We start from the raw sequence: 24,737 nt of genomic DNA, 5'->3' as shown, positions 1-24,737 counted from the left end.
ACGGACACCGGTACCAACGACGGACGCCCGGGATCGGTCACGCGCCGTACGGATGAGGGAGGGCCCGAACTCATCTGCGAGGCGCGGCCGGTGGCTCAGATCCGGCCCCGGCACAGCTCCAGCAACGTCATCGCCAGCGTCGTACCCGGCTTGCCCAGCGCCGCGCTGTAGTGGCCGATGACCTCCATCTCGCGGGAGAGGTTCACGCGCCGCCCGCCGGAGGTGATGCGCGCGTCCTGGATGACGGCGGAGACGGCGGCGCGCTCCTGGATGAGGCCGATGATGCGGTCGTCGAGGGCGTCGATGCGCTCGCGGGCGCCGGTGATCACGTCTGCGGCGTCGGAGGTCTTCGCGCCGGTGAGGTCGAGGGAGGTCATGCGGGGGCTCCTTGGGATTCGGTGAGCCCCGGATCGAGCAGGTCCCGGAGGAGAAACGACAGGCGCCCCGGGCCTTGTCGGCCCGGGGCGCCTGGGAAGTCGCTCGGCTCTACGCGCAAGCACGACCATGGCAGCCGGCGGGCCGGGTGCCATAGGTAAAGAACGTCGTGGGCGTGAGCATGAGGTCAGTATGCCATGGCCTCCCTCCCCACCGGCCCCCCTCCGGCGGCCCCGGTAGAATCGGCCCCACGCACCCCGCCCCTCCGCCGGAAGGCCCCCGTGTCATCAGCGACCCCAGCCGCCCCCGACACCGTCCTGGTCGTCGACTTCGGCGCGCAGTACGCCCAGCTCATCGCCCGTAGGGTCCGCGAGGCGCGGGTCTACAGCGAGATCGTGCCGAGCACCATGCCGGCCGCGGAGATGCTCGCGAAGAACCCGGCGGCGATCATCCTCTCCGGCGGCCCCTCGTCCGTGTACGAGGAGGGTGCCCCCCGCATCGACAGCGCGCTCTTCGAGGCCGGCGTCCCCGTCTTCGGCATGTGCTACGGCTTCCAGCTGATGGCGCAGGCCCTCGGCGGCACCGTCGACAACACGGGCGCGCGCGAGTACGGCCGTACCGACCTGCACGTCTCCAAGGTGTCGTCCACCCTCTTCGAGGGCACCCCGGCCGAGCAGGCCGTGTGGATGTCCCACGGCGACGCCTGCTCGGCGGCGCCCGAGGGCTTCGCGGTCACCGCGTCCACCGACGTCGTCCCCGTCGCCGCCTTCGAGAACGACGAGAAGCGGCTGTACGGCGTCCAGTACCACCCCGAGGTCATGCACTCCACGCACGGCCAGCAGGTCCTGGAGCACTTCCTGTACCGGGGCGCCGGGCTCAAGCCGGACTGGACCACTGGCAATGTCATCGAGGAGCAGGTCGCGGCGATCCGCGAGCAGGTCGGCGACAAGCGCGCCATCTGCGGGCTCTCCGGCGGCGTCGACTCGGCCGTCGCCGCAGCCCTCGTCGCGCGGGCCATCGGGGACCAGCTGACCTGCGTGTACGTCGACCACGGCCTGATGCGCAAGGGCGAGACCGAGCAGGTCGAGAAGGACTTCGTGGCCGCGACCGGCGTCAAGCTGGTCGTCGTCGACGCAGAGGAGCGGTTCCTCACCGCGCTCGCCGGGGTCTCCGACCCCGAGGAGAAGCGGAAGATCATCGGGCGCGAGTTCATCCGCGTCTTCGAGCAGGCGCAGGCCGAGATCATCGCGGACGCGGGCCCGGCGGTCGAGTTCCTCGTGCAGGGCACGCTCTACCCGGACGTCGTCGAGTCCGGCGGCGGCACCGGCACCGCCAACATCAAGTCGCACCACAACGTCGGCGGCCTCCCCGAGGACCTGGAGTTCCAGCTCATCGAGCCGCTGCGCAAGCTGTTCAAGGACGAGGTCCGCATGGTCGGCCAGGAGCTCGGCCTCCCCGAGGAGATCGTCCAGCGCCAGCCCTTCCCCGGCCCCGGCCTCGGCATCCGCATCGTCGGCGAGGTCACCAAGGAGCGCCTCGACCTGCTGCGCGAGGCCGACGCCATCGCCCGTGAGGAGCTGACGGCGGCCGGCCTCGACCGCGAGATCTGGCAGTGCCCGGTGGTCCTCCTCGCGGACGTCCGCTCGGTCGGCGTCCAGGGCGACGGCCGCACCTACGGCCACCCCATCGTCCTGCGCCCGGTCTCCTCCGAGGACGCGATGACCGCCGACTGGTCGCGGCTCCCGTACGACGTCCTGGCGCGCATCTCGACGCGGATCACGAACGAGGTGCGGGACGTCAACCGGGTGGTGCTGGACGTTACTTCGAAGCCGCCGGGCACGATCGAGTGGGAGTAACCCCTGGGGCTCAGGTGCGCTTGATCGTGCGCACCGGCCTGCCGGGCTCCCAGAGCTGGACGACCAGATAGGTCTCGTCCTCCACGAACGTCCGTGTGACGTCGGTGAGTTCGACGCGGAAGAGGTGGAACGGCTCCGGCGGTTCCACCTCTTTCACGTACGACGCCTTCAGCGGGCCGTCCTCGACCTCCAGCGCCCGCCCGGAGATCCGTACGTCGCCCCCGCCCAGGCTCGTCCCCTCGCCGGGGTTCGCCTGGAGCGCGAACCTCGGATCCCGGCGCAGGTCACGGGCCTTGAGGGAGCCGGTCATCATGCCGAGCCACAACTCGCCGTCGTGGAAGCGGACTTCGATGCCGCTGGTGCGCGGCGAGCCGTCCTTGCGGAGCGTCGCGAGGACCTGGTGCGTGTGCTGCGCGAACCGCGCCTCGACGGTCGCGGCGAGGTCGGGTTCGGCGGTGCGGAAAGCGGCCCAGTTCGTGTTCATGCTGTGAGTGTCCCGGCGTATCCCGACATCTCCTGTCGCCTTTCCCGCGCGGCCCTGCCTTTTTCCGCTGACCGGCGGTAACTTCCGGCCCTGTAGAGCAGTCCATCGCTGGAGGACCGATGTCCGGGCCCACCCCGCCTGCCCCGCTGCCCACCGACCGGCTCCGGTTCGCCCTGCCGCCGACGCACGAGTCGCCCGAGGACGAGCGGCGCCACCGCAAGGAGCGGCTCGCGGGCGCCGTACGGATCTTCGGGCGGCTCGGGTTCGAGGACGGGGTGTCGGGGCACATCACCGCGCGGGACCCGGAGTTCAGCGACTGTTTCTGGGTGAACCCGTTCGGGGTGCCGTTCAAGCACGTGACGGTGAGCGATCTGGTGCTGGCGAACGCCGAGGGGCAGGTCGTCGAGGGGAGCTACCACGTCAACCAGGCCGCGTTCACCGTGCACGCGCAGGTGCACGCGGCGCGCCCGGACGTCGTCGCCGTCGCGCACTGCCACTCCGTGTACGGCAGGGCGCTCGCCGCGCTCGGGGAACTGCTCGACCCGATCACGCAGGAGAGCTGCGCCTTCTTCGAGGACCACGCGCTGTACGACACGTACACCGGGGTGACCGTCGACGCGGACGAAGGGCGGCGCATCGCCTCGGCGTTGGGGTCGCGGAAGGCCCTTGTCCTGCGCAACCACGGGCTGTTGACCGTCGGGGACTCCGTGGACGCCGCCGCCTGGTGGTTCCTGTCCATGGAACGGTCGAGCCAGGTGCAGCTGACCGCGAAGGCCGCCGGGCGCCCGGTGCTGATCGAACGGCGTCAAGCGACCGCCACGCGCGAGCAGTTGGGCGGGGACCTGGTCGCGTGGATCAACTACCAGCCGCTGTGGCAGGACATCAGCCGCAGCGAACCGGATCTCCTCAGCTAGCTTCCGAACCCCCTGAGAACCACGGTCTTCGTCCGCGTGAACTCCTCGTCCGTGAGGACCCCGGCGCGGTGCAGTTCCCCCAACTCCCGCAGACGGCGCAGGAGTACGTCGTGGTGGTCGGCCGGCGGCGGGGGCAGGGCCGGGAAGTCCTCGCGGAGCGGACGGGCCGACGGGTGCGGGAGGCGGGCCGTGACGGCCGTCGCGACCAGGGCGGTGAGCAGGTCGCGGCGGGTGTTGCCCCACAGGTCCAGGGTGTACGGGTCCTTCTCCGGCGGGAGTTTCGAGAAGACCGTGTCCCGGGTGACGAACCGCAGGAAGCCGTCGTCGTAACCGGAGTTGGGCATCCACTCGACGCGCACGACGTCCCCGACGCCGATCACGCGCGGGCCCGTCGCCCGCTTCACCCGGTCCGAGGTGTCCGCCCAGTCGATGCGGACCCGGGTGCCGTCGAAGGAGACCGTGCCGTCCGAGGAGCGGACCGAGACGGGGACCGGGGGGCCGGGGAGGAGGTAGCCGGCCGTCGGGTCCTTCGGGATCTGCTCCAGGAGCAGCGCGTTGCGGATCTCCTCGGCGAGGAACTCGGCGGTCCCGGCGCTGTCCGGGTCCACCAGCAGGCGGTAGGGGTCGGCCGGTTCGGGGAGCCGGCCGCCGGTCGCCTGGAGGAGCGGATCGGCGCCCTCGCGCAGCCGGACCCGTAACCGGCCGCGCCTGCGCTCCGGTTCGTAGACGACACCGGCGACCGCTTCGAGGGGGAGCGCGACCTCGCCGTACGTCTGGCGGAACAGGGGGACGGTGCGGTGCAGACCGGGGGTGATCCGCACGGTCGTACCGTCGAAGGCCCAGGTCCCGTCGCGCTGGATGATCTCGGCCATAGGGGAATTGTCCCAGGGGGGTCAACAGGGCTTCTGTGGACGTTCGGTGTTCGGTTCGTCCCGGTCGTCGGGCGGGTCAGCGCGGAAGGGTCCCGGTAGGGCACAATTCGCTCTCGTCGCACGGGAGTTGTCGGGGCTGTCCGGTCTTCTGGCGAGGGTGCACTCTGGTCGCGGGAAGGCGGTCGTCGGGCGTGGCGGTGCGGGAAGCGGGGCAGGGGGCCGGTGTCGACGCCGGGGGCGTCCACACGGGCGGATGCACGTGCGGCGGGTGTCCGCACGGGGCCCGGGAAGGACATCGGCGGGCCGTCGCCGCGTTCCTCGCGCGGCGGGACTCCTTCGCGGCCGGTGAGGGGGTGCCGGCGGCCGTCGCGCACTCGGCGTTCGCCTCCCGGCAGTGGGTGTCCGAGGAACTGACCCAGTCCGCCGGGGACGTCGCCGAGCGGGGGCGCGCCGAGGGGGAGGCGTGGCTCGCCGGGCTGTGGCGGTGGACCGTCGTGGCCGTGTGGGCGGGCGTGCTCGTGCTGCTGCTCGTGCAGGCGCTCACGGCGGTCGGGGCGGGGTGGAGCGGTGCGCGGACGGCGGGGCTGCTCGCGGCGGTCGTCGTGGGGTGCGCGCTGAGCGCCGCAGCCTGGTTCCATCGCGGGAAGGGCGGGGCGCTCGCGCCGGTCGTCGGGGAGGACAACCGGCTCTCCACCTCCCGTGTGGTCGCCGGGAGTTGGGTGCTGGTCGTCGCGTACTCGGTGCTCGTGCTGGTGGGGGAGCTGGCCGGGGCGTCCGGGGCCGGCGAGCGGGACGCGTTGATCGACGGGCTCGATCTCGCGCGGGGCGCGGGCGTGGTGACCGTGCTCGCCGTCGTCTGTGGAATCGCCGTGCTGGTCAGGCGGGTTGTGGGGGTGCGGGTGCTGGCGCAGCGGTTGCAGAAGGTGCGGGCGCACCGGCCGCGTGCCGCCGACCTGCTGACCGACGACTCCGGGCGCGGGGCGTTCGCCGACATCCAGTACGTCGTGATCAGCGGGGTCGCCCTCGTGTTCACCTGCGTGCGGCTCGCCCGGCGGCCCGATCAACTGCCCGATCTGCCCTGGGGGTTGGCGCTGGTCGTGCTCGTGTCGGCGGGGACCTACCTCGCCGGGAAGTACGCCGAGGGCGGGCGGCCGGTGATCCTGTCCGTCGTCCGGTCCCGGGAGGCCGGTGACCTCGACGGGCCCATCCGCACCGGGGACGACATCGAGATCCGGGGCGCCGGATTCGTACCGCCCGGGGCGCAGAGCGCCGACCGGCTCGCCCGGATGGTCGTACGGGTGGGGGCCGTGCATGTGCACGTGCCGCTGGTGCCCGTCGTCGGGGGGTTCAGCAATCCGACCGACGCCGTGCTGACCGTGCCGGTGCCCGCCGAGGTGGAGCCCGGGCGGGTGGAGGTGCAGGTCGTGACCGCCGCCGGGGTGGAGACCGGGCGGTACGCGATCGACGTGGCCGAATAGCGCCCGCTGTCGCTTTGCTGTCAGTAACGGCCGACGGTGAGCCGCGGGCACCGCGCGTCCGTATCGTCTGGTGAGGGGTGCACGGTGTGGTGGACGAGAGGCGGCGACGGCAATGGCTCACGGGATGCGTACGGATACCTACCCTTCCTCGGTCGGTGGCGGCGGGCAGGGCTGGCGTGACGTGGCGACGCGGTACGCGCTCGTACCGCTGCGGATCTTCCTCGGCGTGACGTTCATCTACGCCGGGCTCGACAAGCTCACCGACAGCGCGTTCATGAAGGACTCCGGCGCCGGGTCCCTCGGCGACACCATGCGCGCCGTACGGGACTCCTCGGCGATCCCCGCCCTCGTCGACCTGGCGCTGAAGAGCCCCGTCGGGTTCGGGTACGCCATCGCGCTCGGCGAACTCGCCGTCGGGATCGGCGCGTTGCTGGGGCTGCTGACGCGGATCGCCGCCCTCGGCGGACTGCTCATCTCGCTCAGCCTGTGGCTGACGGTCAGCTGGGCCTCGGACCCGTACTACTACGGCAACGACCTGCCGTACATGATGGCCTGGCTGCCGCTGGTGCTCGCCGGGGCGTCGGTGGCGTCGGTCGACGCGCTGCTCAAGGAACGGCGGCGGGCCTCCAGGGGCCTCTAGGGGGCCGGTTCCGCGGGAGCGCCGGGGCGTCGGGCCCGGCGCTTGCGTACCGTACGGGCCGTCGCGCCCGCCACGCCCGCGACCGCCAGGCCGAACATGACCATCGGGAACATCGCGAACCACGGCGTCTCCCACAGGCCCCCGGCGTCGCCCGCGTAGAGCGCGCCCGCGAGGCCGAGGAAGAGGCCCGCGAGCAGACGGCCGGGGCGGAACTCATGACGCGGCACGGGACACCTCCAGCTGGCCGAGGCCCACGTGGACGTCGAGGTCCAGGGTGCCGGACGGGATCGTACCGGCGGGCGGCGTGAGGGTGAGGTCCTGGTGGCGTCCCGGCTGCACGTCCACGTCCTCCTTCTTGTCGTCCGGCAGTTGGATGTCCCCGAGACCCACGTCGGCGCTGAGCCGTACGGTCGTGCCCTGCGGGACGATCACGTGCAGCTTGCCCAGGCCCACGGTGACCTCGGTGGCGGCGCTGGAGCCCTTCGGCAGGGCCAGCGCCGTCAGGTCGAGGGTGCCCTTGCCCGTGCCGAGGTCGTACGAGCTCTGGAGCTGCGTGGCGGTCACCGGGCTCCAGGTCCGGTCCAGCCACTGCGTCGTGATGTTCTTCGGTACGGCCGCCGTCGCGGCGAGCAGGCCCGCCGTGACCAGGGCCAGGAAGAAGGAGCCCGCGCCCGTGCGGCCCAGGAACGAACTCACCGCGATGCCGAGGCCCAGCACGATCAGGGCCGCCGACAGGCCCGCCTGGAGCGTCGTGCCCAGGGGGTGGTCGTCCCAGGTCAGGCGGGTGGTCAGGACACCGGCGACCAGCGCGAGGAAGAACAGCCGGCCGCCGATCCAGCGCGGGCCGCGCCGGTCCTGGGCCGCCGTCGCGTGGTGCCGGGGCCGCTGGCGGGGCGGGAAGCCGCGGTGCAGGGAGTGCAGGCCGGGCCAGGAGAAGGCGGGCGGGGTGGCGTCGGCGGGCTCGCCCGGGCCCCACAGGTAGCCGGTGCCCCCGTTGTGCGTGCCGTCCTTCACGATCGGGTCGCGCCACCAGGACGGCAGCGTCGCCGTGATCGGCGGGGCCTGCGGTTCCGGCGGGGCGTCCGCGGTGGCCTGCGCGGTCAGGGGGGCCGGGTCCGAGGTGTCGCGGTGCCGCGACCAGTAGCCCGCGCCCGCGAGGAACAGCGACAGGATCACCGCGAACGTCAGGACGTTCCCGTTGCCCAGCATCGACAGGAAGATGCCGCAGCCGACCAGGGCGAACAGCACGGCGGCGAGCGCCTGCCCGTCGACCCGGCCCGTCAGCAGCCGGCGTACCTCGTTCTCGTCGTCGTGCGCGTACGGGACGAAGAGCCAGGCGAAGCCGTAGAAGATGAGGCCGACACCGCCCGTCGCCGACAGCACGGCCAGGGTGATGCGGAAAATCACCGGGTCCATGTCGCACTGCCGCCCGAGGCCCGCGCAGACACCGGCGATGAGCTTGTGATCACGGTCGCGACGGAAGGCGAGAGGGGCGGGGGGGACGGGCTTTTCGGCGGTGGTGGTGCCGGTGGCTTCGGGCGAGGCCGCGGCTCCCCCCGGGTTCGCGGCGGGTTCGTGATCTGCCATGGGTCCATGGTGGCGGGTCCGAGGGGGGTATGGGAGCCGGGAGGACCCTGGTCGGACCCTGATATCGGGCCCGGGGCGAGGTGGGGGGATCAGGGGAGTCTCGGGGGTGGACCCTGATGCCAGGGGGTGTCGTTCCGTGTGACCATCGTCCGTATGCCGGACCCCGCAACCGCACCCCTCGTCGAACCGCGGCCTCTGCGCAAGCTCTACCGCAGCAGCGACGGCCGCTGGCTCGGCGGAGTGGCGCGGGGCCTCGCCGGGCACCTCGGGCTGCCCGTGATCTGGGTCCGGCTCATGTTCGCCGGCATGTTCATGGCCGAGGGGCTCGGCGCGCTGCTGTACGCCGCGTTCTGGTTCTTCGTACCCCTGGGCGTCGGCGGGGTGGGCGGCAAGCCGCCGCCGTCCCTCGTCACGACGGAGACCGCGCCCGACGGCCGCCGCAGGCTCGTCGCGCGCAAGCCGGACCGGGGCCAGATCCTCGCCCTGCTCCTCATGGTCGTCCTCGCGATGGTCTTCGTCGGCAGCGTCGACCTGGGCAACGGCGCCCGCGTGTACTTCCTGCCGATCGTGCTGGTCGGCGCGGGGGTCGCGCTGGTCTGGCGGCAGGCCGACAACGCGCGCCGCGCCCGCTGGGTCGAGGTCGGCAGCCGCCGGCGCACCCTGACGCTGGTCCGCACCCTCGGCGGCATCCTCCTGGTCACCGCGGGCGTCTCCGGCGTCTTCGTCCTCCAGGGCTCCGCCGCGCACCTCGGCTCGGTCCTCCAGGCGGCGCTCGCCGTCCTCGTCGGCATCACCCTCCTCGCGGGCCCCTACCTCGTCCGTATGACGCAGGACCTCTCCGAGGAACGGCTGATGCGCATCCGCGCGCAGGAGCGTGCCGAGGTCGCCGCGCACGTCCACGACTCCGTCCTGCACACCCTCACCCTGATCCAGCGCAACGCCGAGAACGCCGCCGAGGTCCGCCGCCTCGCCCGCGCCCAGGAACGCGACCTGCGCACCTGGCTGTACAAACCCGAGGGCACCGGCAAGGACGAGGCCGACGAACCCACCACCGTCGCCGACGCGGTACGCCGCAACGCCGCCGAGGTCGAGGACAAGCACGGCGTCCCCATCGAGGTCGTCGTGGTCGGCGACTGCGAACTCGACGAGCGGACGTCCGCGCAGATGCAGGCCGCGCGTGAGGCGATGGTCAACGCCGCCAAGTACGGTGGCGAGGGCGGAGCCGTCCAGGTCTACGCCGAGGTCGAGGGACGTACCGTCTTCGTGTCCGTCCGCGACCGGGGCCCCGGCTTCGACCCCGACACGATCCCCGCCGACCGCATGGGCGTACGGGAGTCGATCATCGGGCGCATGGAGCGCAACGGCGGTACGGCACGGCTGCGGGCCGTGCCCGGCGGCGGCACCGAAGTCGAGCTGGAGATGGAGAGGGCGGAGAAGACGTGACGAGCGAAGAGACGGGTCCTGAGCGCCGGGTGAGGGTGGTCCTCGTCGACGACCACCGGATGTTCCGTACGGGGGTCCAGGCCGAGATCGGCCGCACCGAGGAGACCGGCGTCGAGGTCGTCGGGGAGGCCGCGGACGTCGACCAGGCCGTCACCGTCATCACGGCGACCCGGCCCGAGGTCGTCCTCCTCGACGTCCACCTGCCCGGCGGCGGCGGCGTCGAAGTCCTGCGCCGCTGCGCCGACCTGGCGTCCGACCCCGAGCGGCCGGTGCGGTTCCTCGCGCTGTCCGTGTCCGACGCCGCCGAGGACGTCATCGGCGTGATCCGGGGCGGTGCGCGCGGGTACGTCACGAAGAACATCAACGGCGCGGATCTGGTTGCCTCCGTCTTCCGCGTCCAGGAGGGCGACGCGGTGTTCTCGCCCCGCCTCGCGGGCTTCGTCCTCGACGCGTTCGCCTCGACGGACGCGCCGCCGGTCGACGAGGACCTCGACCGGCTGACCCAACGCGAGCGCGAGGTCCTGCGGTTGATCGCGCGCGGGTACGCGTACAAGGAGATCGCCAAGCAGCTGTTCATCTCCGTCAAGACCGTCGAGTCCCATGTCTCCGCGGTACTGCGGAAGTTGCAGCTGTCCAACCGGCACGAGCTGACCCGGTGGGCCACGGCTCGCCGGCTGGTGTGAGGGCTCGCCGGGTCACGCCACCCGTGTCGCCCCCGCGAACGGCATCTCGTCGATCGGGGCGACGCGTACGGGACTTGACGGGTTCGGGGCGTGGATCATCTGCCCGTCGCCGATGTACAGGCCCACGTGGCTGATGCCCGAGTAGAAGAACACCAGGTCGCCCGGGAGGAGTTGGGAGCGGGAGACGCGCTGTCCCGCGCCGATCTGGGCGTACGTGGTACGGGGCAGGGCCAGGCCCGCCGAACGGTACGCCGCCTGGATCAGACCGGAGCAGTCGAAGGCGTCGGGGCCGGTGGCGCCCCAGACGTAGGGGCTGCCGAGTTTGGCGTAGGCGTACGAAATGGCGGCCCTCGCGCGGGAGTTGGGGGCCTGTGCCCGGGTACCCGACGGGGCCGCCGCCGGTTGGGCCGTGCCCGGCAGGGTGGTGCGCCCGTTCCGGGAGGCGCGCGGTGACGTCACCTGGCCCTCTCCGGTGACCTGTTCCCTTTCCCGCGCGGAGAGCTGGCCCAGCAGACTCCGCGCCGCCGCCAACTTCCCCGTCACCGTCTCCTTGTGCCGCCGCAGCTCCGCCCGGCGTGCGGTGAGCGACGCCAGTTCGACACGCGCCGCGCCGCGCAGCCGCTCGACCTCGGCGAGCCGCCGCCGTACCCGTGAGACCGCCGCGGACTGCCGGTCGCCCGCGCGCTCCGCGAACGCGGCACCGTCGAGGTAGCGGTCCGGGTCACCGGAGAGCGCGAGCTGTACGGCGGGGTCGAGCGCGCCGTCGCGGTACTGGGCGGCGGCGAGCGAACCCAGCTTGTCCCGCTCGGAGTTGAGGCTCGCCTCCTGCCGCGCGGCCTCGTCCTGGAGGGAGTTGAGCCGCCGCTGGGCCGTGTCCGCCTTCTCCCGGGCGCCGTTGTACTGCTCGGTGGCCACCTCGGCCTCCCGGTACAGCTGGTCCACCTTCGCCTTCACCTGGGCCGCCGTCGGGGCGGGCTCGGCGTGGCCGGTCCCCTCGAAGGCCGTCGCGGTCGCCGCGCCCGCGAGGGCGAGGGTGGCGGCGGTACGGGCGGTGTGCGCGACGTTCGCGCGCTGACGGGGCTTGCGGTGCGCTGCCACTGCGTCCTCTCGTACGGGGAGCCGCACGTCCGGCGACGCCCCGCACAGGGGGAGCGCGACGCCGCCGGACCTTCTCGGCGGTGGTGTCCGACTGCCGCCCCTGGCCCGGGCGGCGGTGGGGAGCCGGGCACCTGGGGCAGGACGCTAGGCCGCACTGTGACGTTTGAGTAACGCGATGTGCGGAAGTGGCTCCAGAGAGTTGTCGGGTGACCGTATCTGCGTACCGATCCCGCCTTCGAGGGCGGGGCGGGGCGCGGGGTTGACCGAGTGCGGGGAATCGGCCCGCCGGGGCGGGGGCGGCTGCTACGGGGCCGGGAGGCGCTGATTAGGCTCCGGCCTCATGGACGTACTCATCCATTTCTTCGTCGGCCTGCACATCATCGGCATCGCCGCGCTGCTCGGCGGGTTCCTCACGCAGCTGAAGGCGATGGGGCAGGGCACCGCCCGCTTCGTCCCCGGGATGCTGCACGGGGCCGCGACCATGCTGGTCACCGGGGTGATCCTGGTCGGGCTGAACCAGGCCGACGACCAGCATGTCGACAACGTCAAGATCGGCGTGAAGCTGGCGCTGCTGGTCGTCATTCTCGGGCTGACCTATGTGAAGAGGGACGACGAGAAGGTCGAGAAGCCCCTGTTCGGGCTCGTCGGGCTGCTCACCGCCGTCAATGTCTTCATCGCCGTGCTCTGGACCTGAGGTCCGCGGCGGCGTTTCTGTATTACCGGTGGTTACACGTGTTCAGGCCGGGCGTACCACGCTGTGGATCTCCGACGTTCCCGCGAAGTGGATGGATTCCTCGCACACGTACGCGCCGGGGCGCGGGGCGTGGATCATCCGGCCCTCGCCGATGTAGATGCCGACGTGCGTGATGGCGTCGTGGAAGAAGACCAGGTCGCCGGGGCGTGCGTCCGGGAGGCGGATCGGCTTGCCCGCCGTGACCTGGCCGAACGCGGTGCGGGGCAGGGCCACTCCGGCGGATTTCCAGGCGGTCTGGGTGAGGCCGGGGCCGTCGAAGGAGCCGGGGCCCGCGGCGCCCAGGACGACCGGTTTGCCGAGTTGTTCGCGGGCGAAGGCGAGGGCTCTTTCCGCCTCGGCGGATATCGGGGTGGATTCCGCTTGGCGGGGGGTCGCTTTCTGCTGTCCGGCGGTGTGGAAGGACAGCAGGGCCTGCGCTTTGCTCAGTTTTCCCTGGACTACGGATTTCGCGTGGCTGAGGTCGCTTTCCGGGGCGTCCGTTTCGGGGGCGGTTGTTCCGGGGGTGGCCAGGAGCGTCGTCGGCAGGGGGAGTTCCGGGAACGACGGGTGGTTCGGCGGCATTCCGTCGGACCAGTCCGGGATCCGGTCGGCGCTTCTCGGTGCGGCCTCGTGGCTTGTGGGGTGGCCTGCGGGCGCGCTCGTGAAGTTCTCCGGGCCGGCCGTGAAGTCGTAGTCGTGGCCGGGGGCCTGGGCGGGGGCCCGGCCGGAGACCTGGGCGGGGGCCTGGGCAGGGATCTCGGCGGGGGCCCGGTCGGGTCCCTGGGTGATCGACGGCGGGAACGACGGGAGCGGCGGCAGTGCGGGCGGCGGCGGGAGCAGCGGCGGCTCCTGCGTGCGGTAGCGGGCCGCCGTGTCGAGGAAGGTCTTGGCGCGCTTGGTCTCCTTCTCCTTGGCCGCCGCGTCCTTCTTCGATCCCGACTGGCTGCTGTAGAAGGCGTCGAGTTTGGCCTCGACGTCCTCCAGGGTAGGTCTGCCGTCGTCGGACGGGTTCGCGGTGGCCTCAGCGGGCTGGGAGAACATCGCCATGGACGTGATCGCGGCCGTGGCGAGTGCGGGGGCGCCGATGCCTGACGCGCGCATGCCCGTCCAGCGGAGCTTGCGTTGTGACGCCAATGGAGGCGACTCCTTCCTTTGTCCGCTGCCGGGTTAGCGGTGGGGGTCCCCCAGGCCGCGCAGGCGCTGGAGGAGGGTTCGGGCGGGGGTGCTGCTGCGGAAGGTTGCCCTACGGCCTTCCCCGGCGGAGGTCGGCCGATTCACCCCGAGTTCTCGGTGGGTCCCCGGCTCCGGCTGCCTCGCGCACGGGGGCGGGCCGGACTCGGCGGAGGCCGCTCGGCCCGGCGACGTTCGCCGGTGGGGGACAGGCGGCCTTGACCGGCACGGTAGCCAACTCGTGTGGCTTCTGTGAAGGTTGGCGGGCGATTTGCCCGATACGTTTTTGTGACCTGTGTCGAAGTCCCCGCAGGTCATCACGGGTTGTGATAGAGGCGATCCGGAAGGTGAGCAAGGGCAATGCGGGGGACCGGGTCCGGTTGTCAGTCGCGGCCTCTAGACTCGGAGAGCGATGAGCAGCCTCTTTGACGACAGCTTCCTGGCGGACCTCCAGGCCCCGCGCGGGCATGCCGAGGAACCCCCTCCGCCGCCCGAGGACGAGCAGGGCCCGGAGCCAATCCCGGCCGATTTGTTCGACGGGAAGTTCGACCTGCCGCCGGACCGTGACACCCACTACCGGGGCGGCGCCCCCCGCCCGGTGCTGGACTCCGCCGCGCTCGTCGACGGGCTGAACGACAACCAGCGGGCGGCGGTGATCCACGCCGGCTCGCCCCTGCTCATCGTCGCCGGCGCCGGGTCCGGCAAGACCCGCGTACTGACCCACCGCATCGCGTACCTGCTCGCCGAGCGGAACGTCCACCCGGGCCAGATCCTCGCCATCACCTTCACCAACAAGGCCGCCGGCGAGATGAAGGAGCGCGTCGAGCAGCTCGTCGGCCCGCGTGCGAACGCCATGTGGGTCATGACCTTCCACAGCGCGTGCGTACGGATCCTGCGCCGGGAGTCCAAGAAGCTCGGCTTCACCTCGTCGTTCTCGATCTACGACGCGGCCGACTCCAAGCGGCTGATGGCCCTCGTCTGCCGGGATCTCGACCTCGACCCCAAGCGGTTCCCGCCGAAGTCGTTCAGCGCGAAGATCAGCAACCTCAAGAACGAGCTGATCGACGAGGAGGACTTCGCCGCCCAGGCGAACGACGGCTTCGAGAAGACCCTCGCCCAGGCGTACGCGCTCTACCAGTCGCGGCTGCGCGAGGCCAACGCCCTCGACTTCGACGACCTGATCATGACGACCGTCAACCTGCTGCGGGCGTTCCCCGACGTCGCCGAGCACTACCGGCGGCGCTTCCGGCACGTGATGGTCGACGAGTACCAGGACACGAACCACGCGCAGTACGCGCTCGTACGGGAACTCGTGGGCTCCGGGGAAGTCGATCTGCCGCCCGCCGAGCTCTGCGTCGTCGGTGACGCCGACCAGTCCATCTACGCCTTCCGCGGCGCGACCATCCGCAACATCCTCCAGTTCGAGGAGGACTACCCGGACGCGACGACGATCCTGCTGGAGCAGAACTACCGCTCCACGCAGACGATCCTGTCCGCCGCCAACGCGGTCATCGAGCGCAACGAGTCCCGCAGGCCCAAGAACCTGTGGACCAACGCCGGCGCGGGCGCCCGCATCACCGGCTACGTCGCCGACACCGAGCACGACGAGGCCCAGTTCGTCGCCGAGGAGATAGACCGCCTCACCGACGAGGGCGCGGCCAAGGCCGGGGACGTCGCGGTCTTCTACCGCACCAACGCCCAGTCCCGTGTCTTCGAAGAGGTCTTCATCCGTGTCGGCCTGCCCTACAAGGTCGTCGGCGGCGTCCGCTTCTACGAGCGCAAGGAGGTCAGGGACGTCCTGGCCTACCTCCGCGTCCTCGCCAACCCCGAGGACTCCGTCCCCCTGCGCCGCATCCTCAACGTCCCCAAGCGCGGCATCGGCGAGCGCGCCGAGGCGATGATCGACGCGCTCTCCCAGCGCGAGAAGATCAGCTTCCCGCAGGCGCTCAAGCGCGTCGACGAGGCGTACGGCATGGCCGCGCGCTCCGCGAACGCCGTCAAGCGGTTCAACGAGCTGATGGACGACCTCCGTACGGTCGTCGAGTCCGGCGCCGGACCCGCCACCGTCCTGGAGGCCATACTCGAACGCACCGGCTACCTCGCCGAGTTGCAGAACTCCACCGACCCCCAGGACGAGACCCGCATCGAGAACCTCCAGGAACTCGCCTCCGTGGCCCTGGAGTTCGAGCAGGAGACCGGGGAAGACGAGTCGGCGCCGCGCGGGCTCGCGGACTTCCTGGAGCGCGTCGCGCTGGTCGCCGACTCCGACCAGATCCCCGACGAGGACGAGGACGGCTCGGGCGTCATCACGCTGATGACCCTGCACACCGCCAAGGGGCTGGAGTTCCCCGTCGTCTTCCTCACCGGCATGGAGGACGGCGTCTTCCCGCACATGCGTGCCCTCGGCCAGGTCAAGGAGCTGGAGGAGGAGCGGCGGCTCGCGTACGTCGGGATCACGCGGGCGCGCGAGCGGCTGTACCTGACGCGGTCCACGCTGCGCAGTGCCTGGGGGCAGCCCTCGTACAACCCGCCCTCGCGGTTCCTGGAGGAGATCCCGGGGACGCACGTCGACTGGAAGCGGACGGGGGCGCCGGCCGCGCCGCCGTCCGCCGTCACCTCGTCCCTGTCGTCGTCCAGGTCCTCCGCGAAGGGCGCCTCCGGGTTCGCCACGCGGCGGGGCGCCGAGGAGAAGCCCGCGATCGCGCTGGCCGTCGGGGACCGGGTCACCCACGACCAGTTCGGCCTCGGCACCGTCGTCGGCGTGGCGGGCGCGGGGGCCAAGGCCGAGGCGACGATCGACTTCGGCGAGGGGAAGCCGAAGCGGCTCCTGCTGCGGTACGCGCCGGTCGAGAAGCTCTGAAGAACACGGAGGGGCCCGCACCTGCGCGGTGCGAGCCCCTCCGTCGTCGTACGCGACGTGCTTACGTCGGGTCCAGCCCGTGGCTGCGCAGCCACGACAGGGGGTCGATCGACGAGCCGCCGTTCGGCCGGACCTCCACGTGCAGGTGCGGTCCCGTGGAGTTGCCGGAGTTGCCGGAGTAGGCGATCGGATCGCCGGCCTTGACCGTCGTACCCGACGCGACGCGGTAGCTGGAGAGGTGGCAGTACCAGGTCTCCGTGCCGTCCTTCGCCGTCACGATCATCATGTTGCCGTACGCGCTGTTCCACTGGGTGCGGACGACACCGTCGGTCATGGCCATCACCGTGGTGCCGTACGCGACGGGGAAGTCGATGCCGGTGTGCATCGACATCCAGTTGATGCCGGACTGGCCGTAGTACGCGCTCAGGCCGTGCTGGGCCACGGGCAGCGCGTACTTGGGGCGCAGCCGCTCCAGGCGCGCCGCCTCCGCCGCGGCCTTCTTCTTCTCGGCCTCCTGCTGCGCCTTGAGGTCGATGCGCTCCTGCGTACGGCTCGCGCGGTCCGCGAACGCGTCGGCCTCCGCGCTCAGGCTCGCCAGCTGGGTGTCCAGCTTGTTGTTCGCGGCGGACGGCTTGACCGACTTCGGCTCCGCGGCCGAGGCGGTCGTCTCCTGGGTGTCGTCGCTGAACGTGCCGACCGAGGCGGCGGCGATACCGGCGACGCTCATCACGCAGGCCGAGGGGACGGCGACGGTCAGGAGCGCGGAGCGCTTCGCGGGGGGCTTGCGGCGGGCCGCGCGGTTCGCCGCGCGGCCTCCGGGGCGGGGGGTGGGGCCGTGGTGGTCGGTGCCGGAGCGCAGGACTTCGGCGGGGGCCGTCTCCTCCTGGCCGTCCAGGAGGTGGCCGTCTGGGAGGACGGGGAGCTCACCGGTCTCGGCGAGGGGCGTCGCCTCGAACGTGGTGGTCGGCTGCTGGTCGAAGGGGAGGTCGTGCTCGGGGCTGCCGTACGCGGCGGCGGTGGGGTCGGTGGGGCCGTATCCGTCGCCGTTCGTCTCGTGGACGTCCGGTGTCTCGTGAACGTCCGGGGTGCTCGCCGAGTTCCACTCCGTCGCGTCGTACGCGCCCGTGTCGAAACTCTGCGTCCCCCACTCCCACTGCTGGGTCTGGTCGGCGGGTCCGCCCGTCTGTTCAGGGGGGAGCCAGGTCCGCGCGTCCCACTGACCCGTGCCGTCGTCGTGCGCCGGGGCCTGCGTGGGGATCGCGGACAGCTGCTGGTAGTCCGCCTGCCAGCCCGTCGTGTCGTACGCGCCCGTGTCGTACGCGGCGTGGTGCTGGGCCGCGTACGGGTCGTAGTTCAGGTTCTGGTGACTGCCCGTCGCCGTCTGCCAGGCGCCGGTGTCGTAGCCGCCCGTCGCGTACGTGCCGGTGTCGTAGCCGGCGTAGGAGGAGGTGACGTCGTCGTACGCGGCCTCCTGGGTGCCGTACGGCGCCGAATGCGCCGGGTCGGCGTCGGAGGCCGGGGCCGGGGTGGTCAGGATCCCCGACGGGTGACGATCGTCCACCAACTTCTCTTTCGCCTCGACAACAGGGGCTGCCAGAGCAGTGCGGTGACTGTACCCGGCGGTATACGGGCACGACAATCTTCGTCAGGTTTCACCCTTGCGGGAAACGGGCATTCGGCCGTGTTTCGGGGGAGGGCGGGCGTGGGTTTGGGGATGTGTTCGATGAGTGTTCGAGGCGGGGTGGGGTGAGGGGGGTTCGTGAGGGGGGTGGCCGGGGCTCGGGCGGGTTTCGCCGGAGGGGTCTCGCCGGGTGGGTCTCAGGCGACCGTCAAGCCGTTTCGCCGTGTGTCGGACGCCGGCCGGTGCGGGAGGTTCGCGTCCAGGGACTCGCGTATGCCCGCTGCCACGGCCGGGTGCACCGGCAGGGCGAGGTGGCCGATGCCGGTGACCCGTATGTTCTCGGCGAGCAGGTCGGGGTGGTCGACGCACGCCGTCTCCGGCGGGTCCATCACCTGGTCCATGTCGCTCCAGAAGCTCACGAAACGCGTCCGGCAGCCCGGCGCGGGGCGCTCCAGCTCCTCCAGCAGCGGTGAGCCGGGGCGCATCTGGCGCACGATCGGGTGCGCGTTCGCCAGCGGGACCGCGCGCGTGCCCCCGTGCGGGGTGCCGAGCGTGACCAGCGTGCGGACGCGGATGTCGCCGCCGAGGCGCTGCACGTAGTAACGGGCGATCAGACCGCCGAGGCTGTGCCCGACCACGTCCACCTGGCGGCTGCCCGTGCGCTCGCAGACGTCCTCTATGTGCCGGGCCAGCAGCTCCGCCGCCGTGCGGATGTCGCAGGTCAGGGGGGAGTAGTTGAGCGAGGTGAGGGAACGCGTGCCGCGCTCCGCGAGGGCTCGGCGCAGGAGGACGAAGACGGAGCGGTTGTCGATGAAGCCGTGCAGGAGGACGACCGGGGGGCGAGGCGCGGTCGGCAGCCGGGGGGCCTCGTCGTCGGGGGTGGTGGGGGCCGGGGCCGGGCGCTCCTGCGTGATGCCGGTGGGGTAGAGGAGGAGGTGCCCGGCGAGGATCGCGAGCTCCAGGGCCGTCGCTTTCCACAGGGCTGTGGAGAGGGTGGTCAGGCAGGCGGGGATCAGGCGCTTCAGGGGGTTGGGGGTGGGGGTGGGGGGCGCGGTATGGGGGGTGGCTGGTGCGGCGGCTTTGGCGGGGGCTTTGGCGGGGGGTTCGGCCGAGGTCGGGGCCGGGATCGGTCCCGGGGTCCGGCCGTCGGCCGGAGGCTGCGCGTCGGGTGCCGGTTCCTTGGCGTGGGCCAGTGGGGCGGCGGGGGGCTGCGCGTCGGGTGCCGGCTCGTCGGCGTGGGCCGGGGGTTCGGTGGGGGAGGGGAACGCGGTCGGCGTCGGGATCGGAGGCTGTGCGCGGGGTGCCGGTTCCTTGGCGTGGGCCGGTGGGTCGGTGGGGGCGGGGAGCGCGGCCGGCGGCTGAGGCCGGGTGTCGGCTGCGGGCTCGGCTTCGGGGGCCTCGCCTTCGGTCGCGGCCGTCGGGGTCTGCGTGGCGTGTGTCATGGCCGGCCTCCTCCTGTCGGCGCACGGGAGGAACGGCTCTGTTCCCCCGTGTGCCCTCGTGGGAGGCCGGGCGGAGGGGGACGGTGAGGCGGTGGGGGGCGGTGCGGAGGGGGTGGCCGGGCCGCGCGATCACCCGTGACGCGGCGAGGGTCCTTGCCGGTGTGGCGACGAGGCTTCCCCGCTGTCGTGCCGTACCTGCTCTGCTCGTGCCCTCCCCCCGGAGCCCATGGCCCGGGAGGTGCCCCCAGTTGCCTGCGCCGACTCGCCGTACCGCCGCGGCGCGTGGCCACGGCGCGGCGGTACGGCGACCTCGTTGCGGCTCCCGTTGCGCTTGTTCCCCCGTGCTGCGAGGGGAGCGGTGCGCGGCGAACGTGTCCCACTGTGTGATGTGCCCCTCGCCCTTCGCCGTGAAACGGCAGGTTGCGGGAAGCTGTAGGAAACGTTCGTTCACTTCTCGTGCCACTGTGGGCCTGGGGCGTCCGGGCCACAGGGGCACCGACGAGGCGATCCCTCCAGGGAGGCAGTGATGGGTGTGGCAGCCGGCCGGATCCGCGTCGTGGTGGCCAAGCCGGGGCTCGACGGCCACGACCGCGGGGCCAAGGTCATCGCGCGTGCGCTGCGCGACGCCGGGATGGAGGTCATCTACACCGGCCTCCACCAGACCCCGGAACAGATCGTCGACACGGCGATCCAGGAGGACGCCGACGCGATCGGGCTCTCCATCCTCTCCGGCGCCCACAACACGCTCTTCCCCGCGGTCATCGCCCTCCTGCGTGAACACTCCGCCGACGACATCCTCGTCTTCGGCGGCGGCATCATCCCCGAGGCCGACATCCCGCGCCTCAAGGAACAGGGCGTCGCGGAGATCTTCACCCCCGGGGCCACGACTCAGTCGATCGTGGAGTGGGTGCGGGGGAACGTGCGGCAGTCGGCGGTTTCCGGGGGCTGAGGGGGCCGGCGAGCGGCGTCGGCGGCAGGCTGAGGGGGCTGGGGAGCGGTGCCGGCGGCAGCCTGAAGGTTCCGGCGAGCGGCGTCGGCGGCAGGCTGGGGGCTCCGGGGAGCGGCGTCGGCGACACCCGCACCCCGCGCGGCGCGCCCTCACCCCGGCCGGCCTCACGCCCCCTCCAGTTCCCGCCGCATCTCGCCCCGCAGCCGCAGTGTCGCCGCGAGTCTCTGGAACGCCTCCGCCCAGTAGCTTCCGGCGCCGGGGGCGGTGTTCTCGGACTCCTCCGGTACGGAGAGGAGCGCGTCGAGGCGGGTGGCCTCCTCGGGGGCGAGGCAGCGTTCGGCGAGGCCCATGACGCCGCTGAAGCTCCACGGGTAGCTGCCGGCGTCGCGGGCGATGTCGAGGGCGTCGACTACGGCGCGCCCGAGGGCCGGCGCCCAGGGGACTGCGCAGACTCCGAGGAGCTGGAACGCCTCGGACAGCCCGTGCGCGGCGATGAACCCGGCGACCCAGTCGGCGCGTTCGGCCGGAGCCAGTGTCCCGAGGAGCCGCGCGCGCTCGGCCAGCGAGACGGCGCCGGGCCCGCCCGCATCCGGCGCCGAGGGCGCCCCGAGCAGCGCCCGCGACCACTCCGCGTCCCCCTGCCGTACGGCGGCCCGGCACCACGCCGCGTGCAGCTCGTCGGCCCACCCGTCCGCCACCGGCATCGCGACGATCTCCTCCGGCGTCCGGCCCCCCAGCCGCGCCGACCACGCGCCGAGCGGCGCCGCCTCCACCAACTGCCCCAGCCACCACGACCGTTCACCGCGCCCCGTCGGAGCCGTCCTGATCACCCCGTCGCGCTCCATGCCCGCGTCGCACTCGTGCGGTGCCTCCACCCCGATCGTCGGGACCTCGGCCAGGTGGTCGACGGCGACGCACGTACCGGCGCGGGCCGCCATCCGCGCGGCCAGCGCCGAACCGGGCAGCGCGGAGAGCAGTTCCGCCGCCGTCGAGCGCACGTTGCGGCTGCGGTCGGAGAGGGCCTGCTCCAGGAACGGCTCGTCGCGCGGACCGAGCCCGGCCCGCAGGGAGTCCAGGAACATCAGACGGTCCTCGGCACGTTCGGTCGCCCACGTCTCCGCGAGCAGTTCGCGCGCCCCGTCGGCGTCCCGCGCGCGGAGCGCCATCAGCAGCGTCACCCGCTCCGCGAACAGCCCCTCCTCCCACAGCCGTCGTACCCGCTCGGTCTCCTCGGGCCCCGGCAGCGCCACCCCGTCCCCGGCCGTCGCCCGCAGCGCGAACCGCCAGTCCGGGTTGAGCCGCGCCAGCCACAGCGCCCTCGGCCCCGCGAACTCCAGCGCCGCCGGCCGCAGATCCGTCCGCCCCCTGGCCGCGTCCAGCAACGCGGGCAGCACCTGAGGGGGCGGCGCGTACCCGTGCGCGTTGGCCGCCGCCAGCCACTGCGGGAGCAGCTCCATGAGGTCCGGGGCCGCTCCCCGCCTGCCACCTGCCTGCGCGGCACGGTCGGCGAGCAGGAGCGCCAGACGCCGGGCGGCCGGAGCCGGCAGGGGGCGCCGGAAGTCCTCCGGGGACAGCGGAAGAGGGGGCGCGGCGAGCCCGGGGAGGAGACCGGCCCTGCGACGGAGGGTTTCCGTGGCGGCGGCGTCGAGGAGGACGGCGGGGGCGTCTTTCGGGCGAGGCGGTTCGGCGAGAGGGCCGTCAGGCGGATCCGGCGCTCGCCCCCGAGCCGAACCCGGCGACGATTCCCCGCCGCGCGCGCCCACCGCCTCCGGGACCGACCGCCGATTCGTGCCCAGCAGCGCCGCCGTGACCAACTCGTCCCAGAGACCGGATGAAGATGTGCCGTTCATGACCCCGCCCTTTCCTGCGATGTCGGTGCCTTCACGAGGAGATCGGAACGAACCCCGCGATCGGTTCACCCCGATCGGGTGACCATGCCGTCAGAGGCGTGAACCCCCGATGCCCGAACTCCCCGAACACCGTGACGGGAGCCCCGCCGGAGAGCGCGACGAGCCGCCAGAGCCCGGAACGGGACAGAGCGGCCGGGGTGAGGGGAAGCGCGGTCTTCCCCTCCAGGTCCGCGAGGTGCCAGGAGTCACCGACGGGAGTCGGCACGACCCCGCCCAGCGTCACCGGCACGGATTCCCGCCACGGATCGGCCCGGAGCGCGGTGCCGTAGAGAGCGGTGGCCTCGCCCGGCGTGACACCGGGAGGCCGCAGGGCCGTCGGGACCGGAGCGGCGGACAGGTCCCCCAGCGCGACTCGGGGGCCGACCGGATAGGCGGTGACCTCCGCGCGCACGGACAGGCCGACCGGCAGGGCCAGTTCGGGCGCGCGGCCCGCGGGACCGTACGAGAGGACCAGCGCCGTACGCCCGGTGGCCGCGCCGTACAGCCAGCTGCGACGGGTCGTCAGCCTGCCGTCCGACGTGTCGTACTGGGCCAGGACGAGCCAGTCGTCGAGGACCGGCGGGCCGGACGGGGTCGTCGGCAGGCCGACGTGCGCGCGGACCGCCGCCGCCAACTCCTCGGGCAGGCCGGTCCGGTGGAGCCACGCCCGGGTCAGGAGGTGCAGCAGGGCGCACTCCTCCAGCAGGCGGGACGGCCAGCCGGGGCCGGAGGCCGGTATCGCGCCCACCTCGCGCACGCGCGCGGCGAGCCCCGGCGCCTGCGCGTCGACCATCCGGGCCGCCGTCTCCTCCCACAGCCCGTACCCTTCCCGCTCGGCCCCCGCGAGCCCCGACCGGACCAGATCGCCGAGCCGCTGCTCCAACTCCACGACGCCCGCGGTGATCCGCGCGGCCCGACGCTCGGCACGCCGCCGCGCCGCCTCCGGATCGGCCAGGCCGCCGCCCTTCGCCGGCGACGCCTCCTGCGGGCCGCCCCGCCGGACCCAGTCCGGCGCCACCCCCTCCCGCACGGCCGGATCGTGCGCCGCCCAGAGCAGCAGCAGCCCCACCACGTGCTCGCACGGCGACTTCCGGCCCGGGCAGCCGCACACGGACACGAGCCCCCCGGCGCCCGAGAGGTCGGCGAGCGCCCGGTACGACGCCCCGCCCGCCTCGTACACCCCCCACACCACCCCCGCCCCGGAGCAGCCCGCACCCGACCACCGCCCGGCCTCGGCCAGTTCGCTCCCCGCTTTGCGCGACGCGTCGTCAGGCGCCAGTGCCAGCACCTGGTCCGCGGTCCGGCGCACCCCCTGCTGAGTCATGACACCGACGGTAGAACCCCCCACTGACAATCGCCCTCGACAGAGCGTTTGTGCAGGTCAGGGCGATTGTCAGTGGGGTGGTGCATGGTGGAACCAGATCCGAACCGGCCGAGCTGGAGGGGGCCTCAGCCATGTCTTTCACCGCTGGACCGACGTCCGCCGAACCGACCCAGAACCACGCCGCGCTCGCGAACGCGACACCCGTCGCCGAGACTGTCCTGCGCCCGCACGCGGAGACCGCCTTCGCGTCCGAACTCGCCGCGCTGGCCGCGCAGGACGACCGTCCGCGCCCCCCGAACTGGAAGCTGTCACCGTGGGCGGTGGCGACGTACCTGCTGGGCGGCACGCTGCCCGACGGCGAGGTGATCTCGCCGAAGTACGTGGGCCCGCGCCGGATCGTGGAGGTCGCCGTCTCCACGCTCGCCACGGACCGCGCACTGCTCCTGCTGGGCGTCCCCGGCACCGCCAAGACGTGGGTGTCCGAGCACCTCGCGGCGGCGGTCAGCGGCGACTCGACGCTCCTCGTGCAGGGCACGGCCGGGACCCCGGAGGAGGCGATCCGCTACGGCTGGAACTACGCGCAGCTCCTGTCGCACGGCCCGAGCCGCGCCGCCCTCGTACCGAGCCCGGTGCTGCGGGCGATGGCCGAGGGGATGACGGCCCGCGTCGAGGAGCTGACGCGCATCCCGGCCGACGTGCAGGACTCGCTGATCACGATCCTCTCGGAGAAGACCCTCCCCGTCCCGGAGCTGGGCCAGGAGGTGCAGGCCGTACGGGGGTTCAACGTCATCGCGACGGCCAACGACCGCGACCGGGGGGTCAACGAACTGTCCAGCGCGCTGCGCCGCCGGTTCAACACGGTCGTGCTGCCCCTGCCCGCGAGCGCGGAGACGGAGGTCGAGATCGTCGCCCGGCGCGTCGAGCAGATCGGCCGCTCCCTGGACCTGCCCGCCGTCCCGGACGGCATCGCAGAGATCCGGCGCGTCGTGACGGTCTTCCGGGAACTGCGCGACGGAATCACCGCCGACGGCCGCACCAAGGTCAAGTCGCCCAGCGGCACGCTCTCCACGGCGGAGGCCATCTCCGTCGTCACGAGCGGCCTCGCGCTCGCCGCCCACTTCGGCGACGGCGTGCTGCGCCCGGCCGACGTCGCCGCCGGGATCCTCGGCGCGGTCGTCCGCGACCCGGCGTCCGACCGGGGGATCTGGCAGGAGTACCTCGAAGCGGTCGTCCGCGAGCGCGAGGGGTGGACGGACTTCTACCGCGCCTGCCGGGAGGCGAGCGCGTGACCAGCGACAACGACGACAGCAAGTGGCCCG

Annotated in this window: 21 protein-coding genes; 10 read left to right on the top strand and 11 right to left on the bottom strand. The window is 72.7% G+C overall.

Annotated features, from left to right (window positions below):
* Positions 1 to 95: 95 nt before the first annotated feature.
* On the bottom strand, positions 96 to 377 hold the full coding sequence (locus tag PV682_RS24460; RefSeq protein WP_055725304.1) for a chorismate mutase: 282 nt from the start codon (positions 375 to 377) through the stop codon (positions 96 to 98).
* A 279-nt stretch (positions 378 to 656) separates the two neighbouring features.
* On the opposite strand from PV682_RS24460, the gene guaA reads away from it, so the two are divergent.
* Positions 657 to 2,231, top strand: coding sequence for a glutamine-hydrolyzing GMP synthase (guaA, locus tag PV682_RS24455; protein ID WP_319733315.1), 1,575 nt, complete (start codon positions 657 to 659; stop codon positions 2,229 to 2,231).
* 10 nt (positions 2,232 to 2,241) lie between these two features.
* On the opposite strand, the gene PV682_RS24450 is transcribed toward guaA, so the two are convergent.
* A complete protein-coding gene (locus PV682_RS24450) occupies positions 2,242 to 2,715 on the bottom strand; it encodes a pyridoxamine 5'-phosphate oxidase family protein (RefSeq protein WP_319733313.1) in 474 nt (157 codons plus the stop codon).
* Positions 2,716 to 2,834: 119 nt separating this feature from the next.
* Between PV682_RS24450 and PV682_RS24445 the strand changes: the two genes are divergently transcribed.
* On the top strand, positions 2,835 to 3,629 hold the full coding sequence (locus tag PV682_RS24445) for a class II aldolase/adducin family protein (RefSeq protein ID WP_109363413.1): 795 nt from the start codon (positions 2,835 to 2,837) through the stop codon (positions 3,627 to 3,629).
* Here PV682_RS24445 and PV682_RS24440 read toward each other — a convergent pair.
* A complete protein-coding gene (locus tag PV682_RS24440; protein WP_319733310.1) occupies positions 3,626 to 4,501 on the bottom strand; it encodes a DUF4429 domain-containing protein in 876 nt (291 codons plus the stop codon). The two genes, PV682_RS24445 and PV682_RS24440, sit on opposite strands and share 4 nt — an antisense overlap.
* A 191-nt stretch (positions 4,502 to 4,692) precedes the next feature.
* Here PV682_RS24440 and PV682_RS24435 point away from each other — a divergent pair, with 191 nt between their 5' ends.
* Both PV682_RS24435 and PV682_RS24430 read left to right on the top strand, forming a co-directional pair.
* Entirely contained in the window at positions 4,693 to 5,979 is a 1,287-nt protein-coding gene (locus PV682_RS24435) for a hypothetical protein (protein ID WP_319733308.1), read from the top strand.
* Positions 5,980 to 6,091: 112 nt separating this feature from the next.
* Complete coding sequence (locus tag PV682_RS24430; protein WP_319733306.1) at positions 6,092 to 6,619, top strand: DoxX family protein; 528 nt, start codon at positions 6,092 to 6,094, stop codon at positions 6,617 to 6,619.
* On the opposite strand, the gene PV682_RS24425 is transcribed toward PV682_RS24430, so the two are convergent.
* Both PV682_RS24425 and PV682_RS24420 read right to left on the bottom strand, forming a co-directional pair.
* A complete protein-coding gene (locus PV682_RS24425) occupies positions 6,616 to 6,846 on the bottom strand; it encodes a hypothetical protein (protein WP_319733304.1) in 231 nt (76 codons plus the stop codon). The two genes, PV682_RS24430 and PV682_RS24425, sit on opposite strands and share 4 nt — an antisense overlap.
* Positions 6,833 to 8,206, bottom strand: a complete 1,374-nt coding sequence (locus PV682_RS24420) for a PspC domain-containing protein (protein WP_319733302.1) — start codon at positions 8,204 to 8,206, stop codon at positions 6,833 to 6,835. The genes PV682_RS24425 and PV682_RS24420 overlap by 14 nt, the downstream gene beginning before the upstream one ends.
* 153 nt (positions 8,207 to 8,359) lie before the next feature.
* On the opposite strand from PV682_RS24420, the gene PV682_RS24415 reads away from it, so the two are divergent.
* Both PV682_RS24415 and PV682_RS24410 read left to right on the top strand, forming a co-directional pair.
* Positions 8,360 to 9,649 (top strand): ATP-binding protein, encoded by a 1,290-nt coding sequence (locus PV682_RS24415; protein ID WP_319733300.1) that lies wholly within the window; start codon positions 8,360 to 8,362, stop codon positions 9,647 to 9,649.
* Positions 9,646 to 10,332: a LuxR C-terminal-related transcriptional regulator gene (locus PV682_RS24410; RefSeq protein WP_055725290.1), complete on the top strand. Its 687-nt coding sequence runs from the start codon at positions 9,646 to 9,648 to the stop codon at positions 10,330 to 10,332. Before PV682_RS24415 ends, PV682_RS24410 begins: the two co-directional genes overlap by 4 nt.
* Before the next feature lie 12 nt (positions 10,333 to 10,344).
* Here the strand turns inward: PV682_RS24410 and PV682_RS24405 are convergent, their stop codons facing one another.
* Entirely contained in the window at positions 10,345 to 11,430 is a 1,086-nt protein-coding gene (locus tag PV682_RS24405) for a C40 family peptidase (protein ID WP_319733297.1), read from the bottom strand.
* A gap of 340 nt (positions 11,431 to 11,770) precedes the next feature.
* Between PV682_RS24405 and PV682_RS24400 the strand changes: the two genes are divergently transcribed.
* Positions 11,771 to 12,124, top strand: coding sequence for a hypothetical protein (locus PV682_RS24400; RefSeq protein ID WP_319733295.1), 354 nt, complete (start codon positions 11,771 to 11,773; stop codon positions 12,122 to 12,124).
* Between the two features lie 42 nt (positions 12,125 to 12,166).
* Here PV682_RS24400 and PV682_RS24395 read toward each other — a convergent pair whose 3' ends face one another.
* Complete coding sequence (locus PV682_RS24395) at positions 12,167 to 13,297, bottom strand: C40 family peptidase (protein WP_319733293.1); 1,131 nt, start codon at positions 13,295 to 13,297, stop codon at positions 12,167 to 12,169.
* A 448-nt stretch (positions 13,298 to 13,745) separates the two neighbouring features.
* Here PV682_RS24395 and pcrA point away from each other — a divergent pair, with 448 nt between their 5' ends.
* Positions 13,746 to 16,193, top strand: a complete 2,448-nt coding sequence (gene pcrA, locus PV682_RS24390) for a DNA helicase PcrA (protein WP_319733291.1) — start codon at positions 13,746 to 13,748, stop codon at positions 16,191 to 16,193.
* A 61-nt stretch (positions 16,194 to 16,254) separates the two neighbouring features.
* On the opposite strand, the gene PV682_RS24385 is transcribed toward pcrA, so the two are convergent.
* Positions 16,255 to 17,754, bottom strand: coding sequence for a M23 family metallopeptidase (locus PV682_RS24385; RefSeq protein WP_319733289.1), 1,500 nt, complete (start codon positions 17,752 to 17,754; stop codon positions 16,255 to 16,257).
* Between the two features lie 257 nt (positions 17,755 to 18,011).
* Positions 18,012 to 18,839 carry a lipase family alpha/beta hydrolase gene (locus PV682_RS24380; protein WP_319733402.1) on the bottom strand — a complete coding sequence of 276 codons (828 nt, stop codon included), beginning with the start codon at positions 18,837 to 18,839 and terminating at the stop codon, positions 18,012 to 18,014.
* A 943-nt stretch (positions 18,840 to 19,782) separates the two neighbouring features.
* Between PV682_RS24380 and PV682_RS24375 the strand changes: the two genes are divergently transcribed.
* Positions 19,783 to 20,205, top strand: coding sequence for a cobalamin B12-binding domain-containing protein (locus PV682_RS24375; RefSeq protein WP_319733287.1), 423 nt, complete (start codon positions 19,783 to 19,785; stop codon positions 20,203 to 20,205).
* Positions 20,206 to 20,369: 164 nt separating this feature from the next.
* Here PV682_RS24375 and PV682_RS24370 read toward each other — a convergent pair whose 3' ends face one another.
* The gene (locus PV682_RS24370) at positions 20,370 to 22,055 is read right to left on the bottom strand and encodes a DUF5691 domain-containing protein (protein WP_319733285.1); all 1,686 of its coding nucleotides are present in this window, start codon (positions 22,053 to 22,055) and stop codon (positions 20,370 to 20,372) included.
* Positions 22,056 to 22,086: 31 nt separating this feature from the next.
* Positions 22,087 to 23,418 carry an SWIM zinc finger family protein gene (locus PV682_RS24365; protein WP_319733283.1) on the bottom strand — a complete coding sequence of 444 codons (1,332 nt, stop codon included), beginning with the start codon at positions 23,416 to 23,418 and terminating at the stop codon, positions 22,087 to 22,089.
* A gap of 131 nt (positions 23,419 to 23,549) precedes the next feature.
* On the opposite strand from PV682_RS24365, the gene PV682_RS24360 reads away from it, so the two are divergent.
* Entirely contained in the window at positions 23,550 to 24,707 is a 1,158-nt protein-coding gene (locus PV682_RS24360; protein WP_319733281.1) for an ATP-binding protein, read from the top strand.
* The last annotated feature ends 30 nt before the right edge of the window (positions 24,708 to 24,737 follow it).

It is taken from the genome of Streptomyces niveiscabiei (assembly GCF_033794345.1).
GTDB classification, from domain to species: domain Bacteria; phylum Actinomycetota; class Actinomycetes; order Streptomycetales; family Streptomycetaceae; genus Streptomyces; species Streptomyces niveiscabiei.
This window is presented reverse-complemented; position numbering and strand designations above follow the sequence as displayed.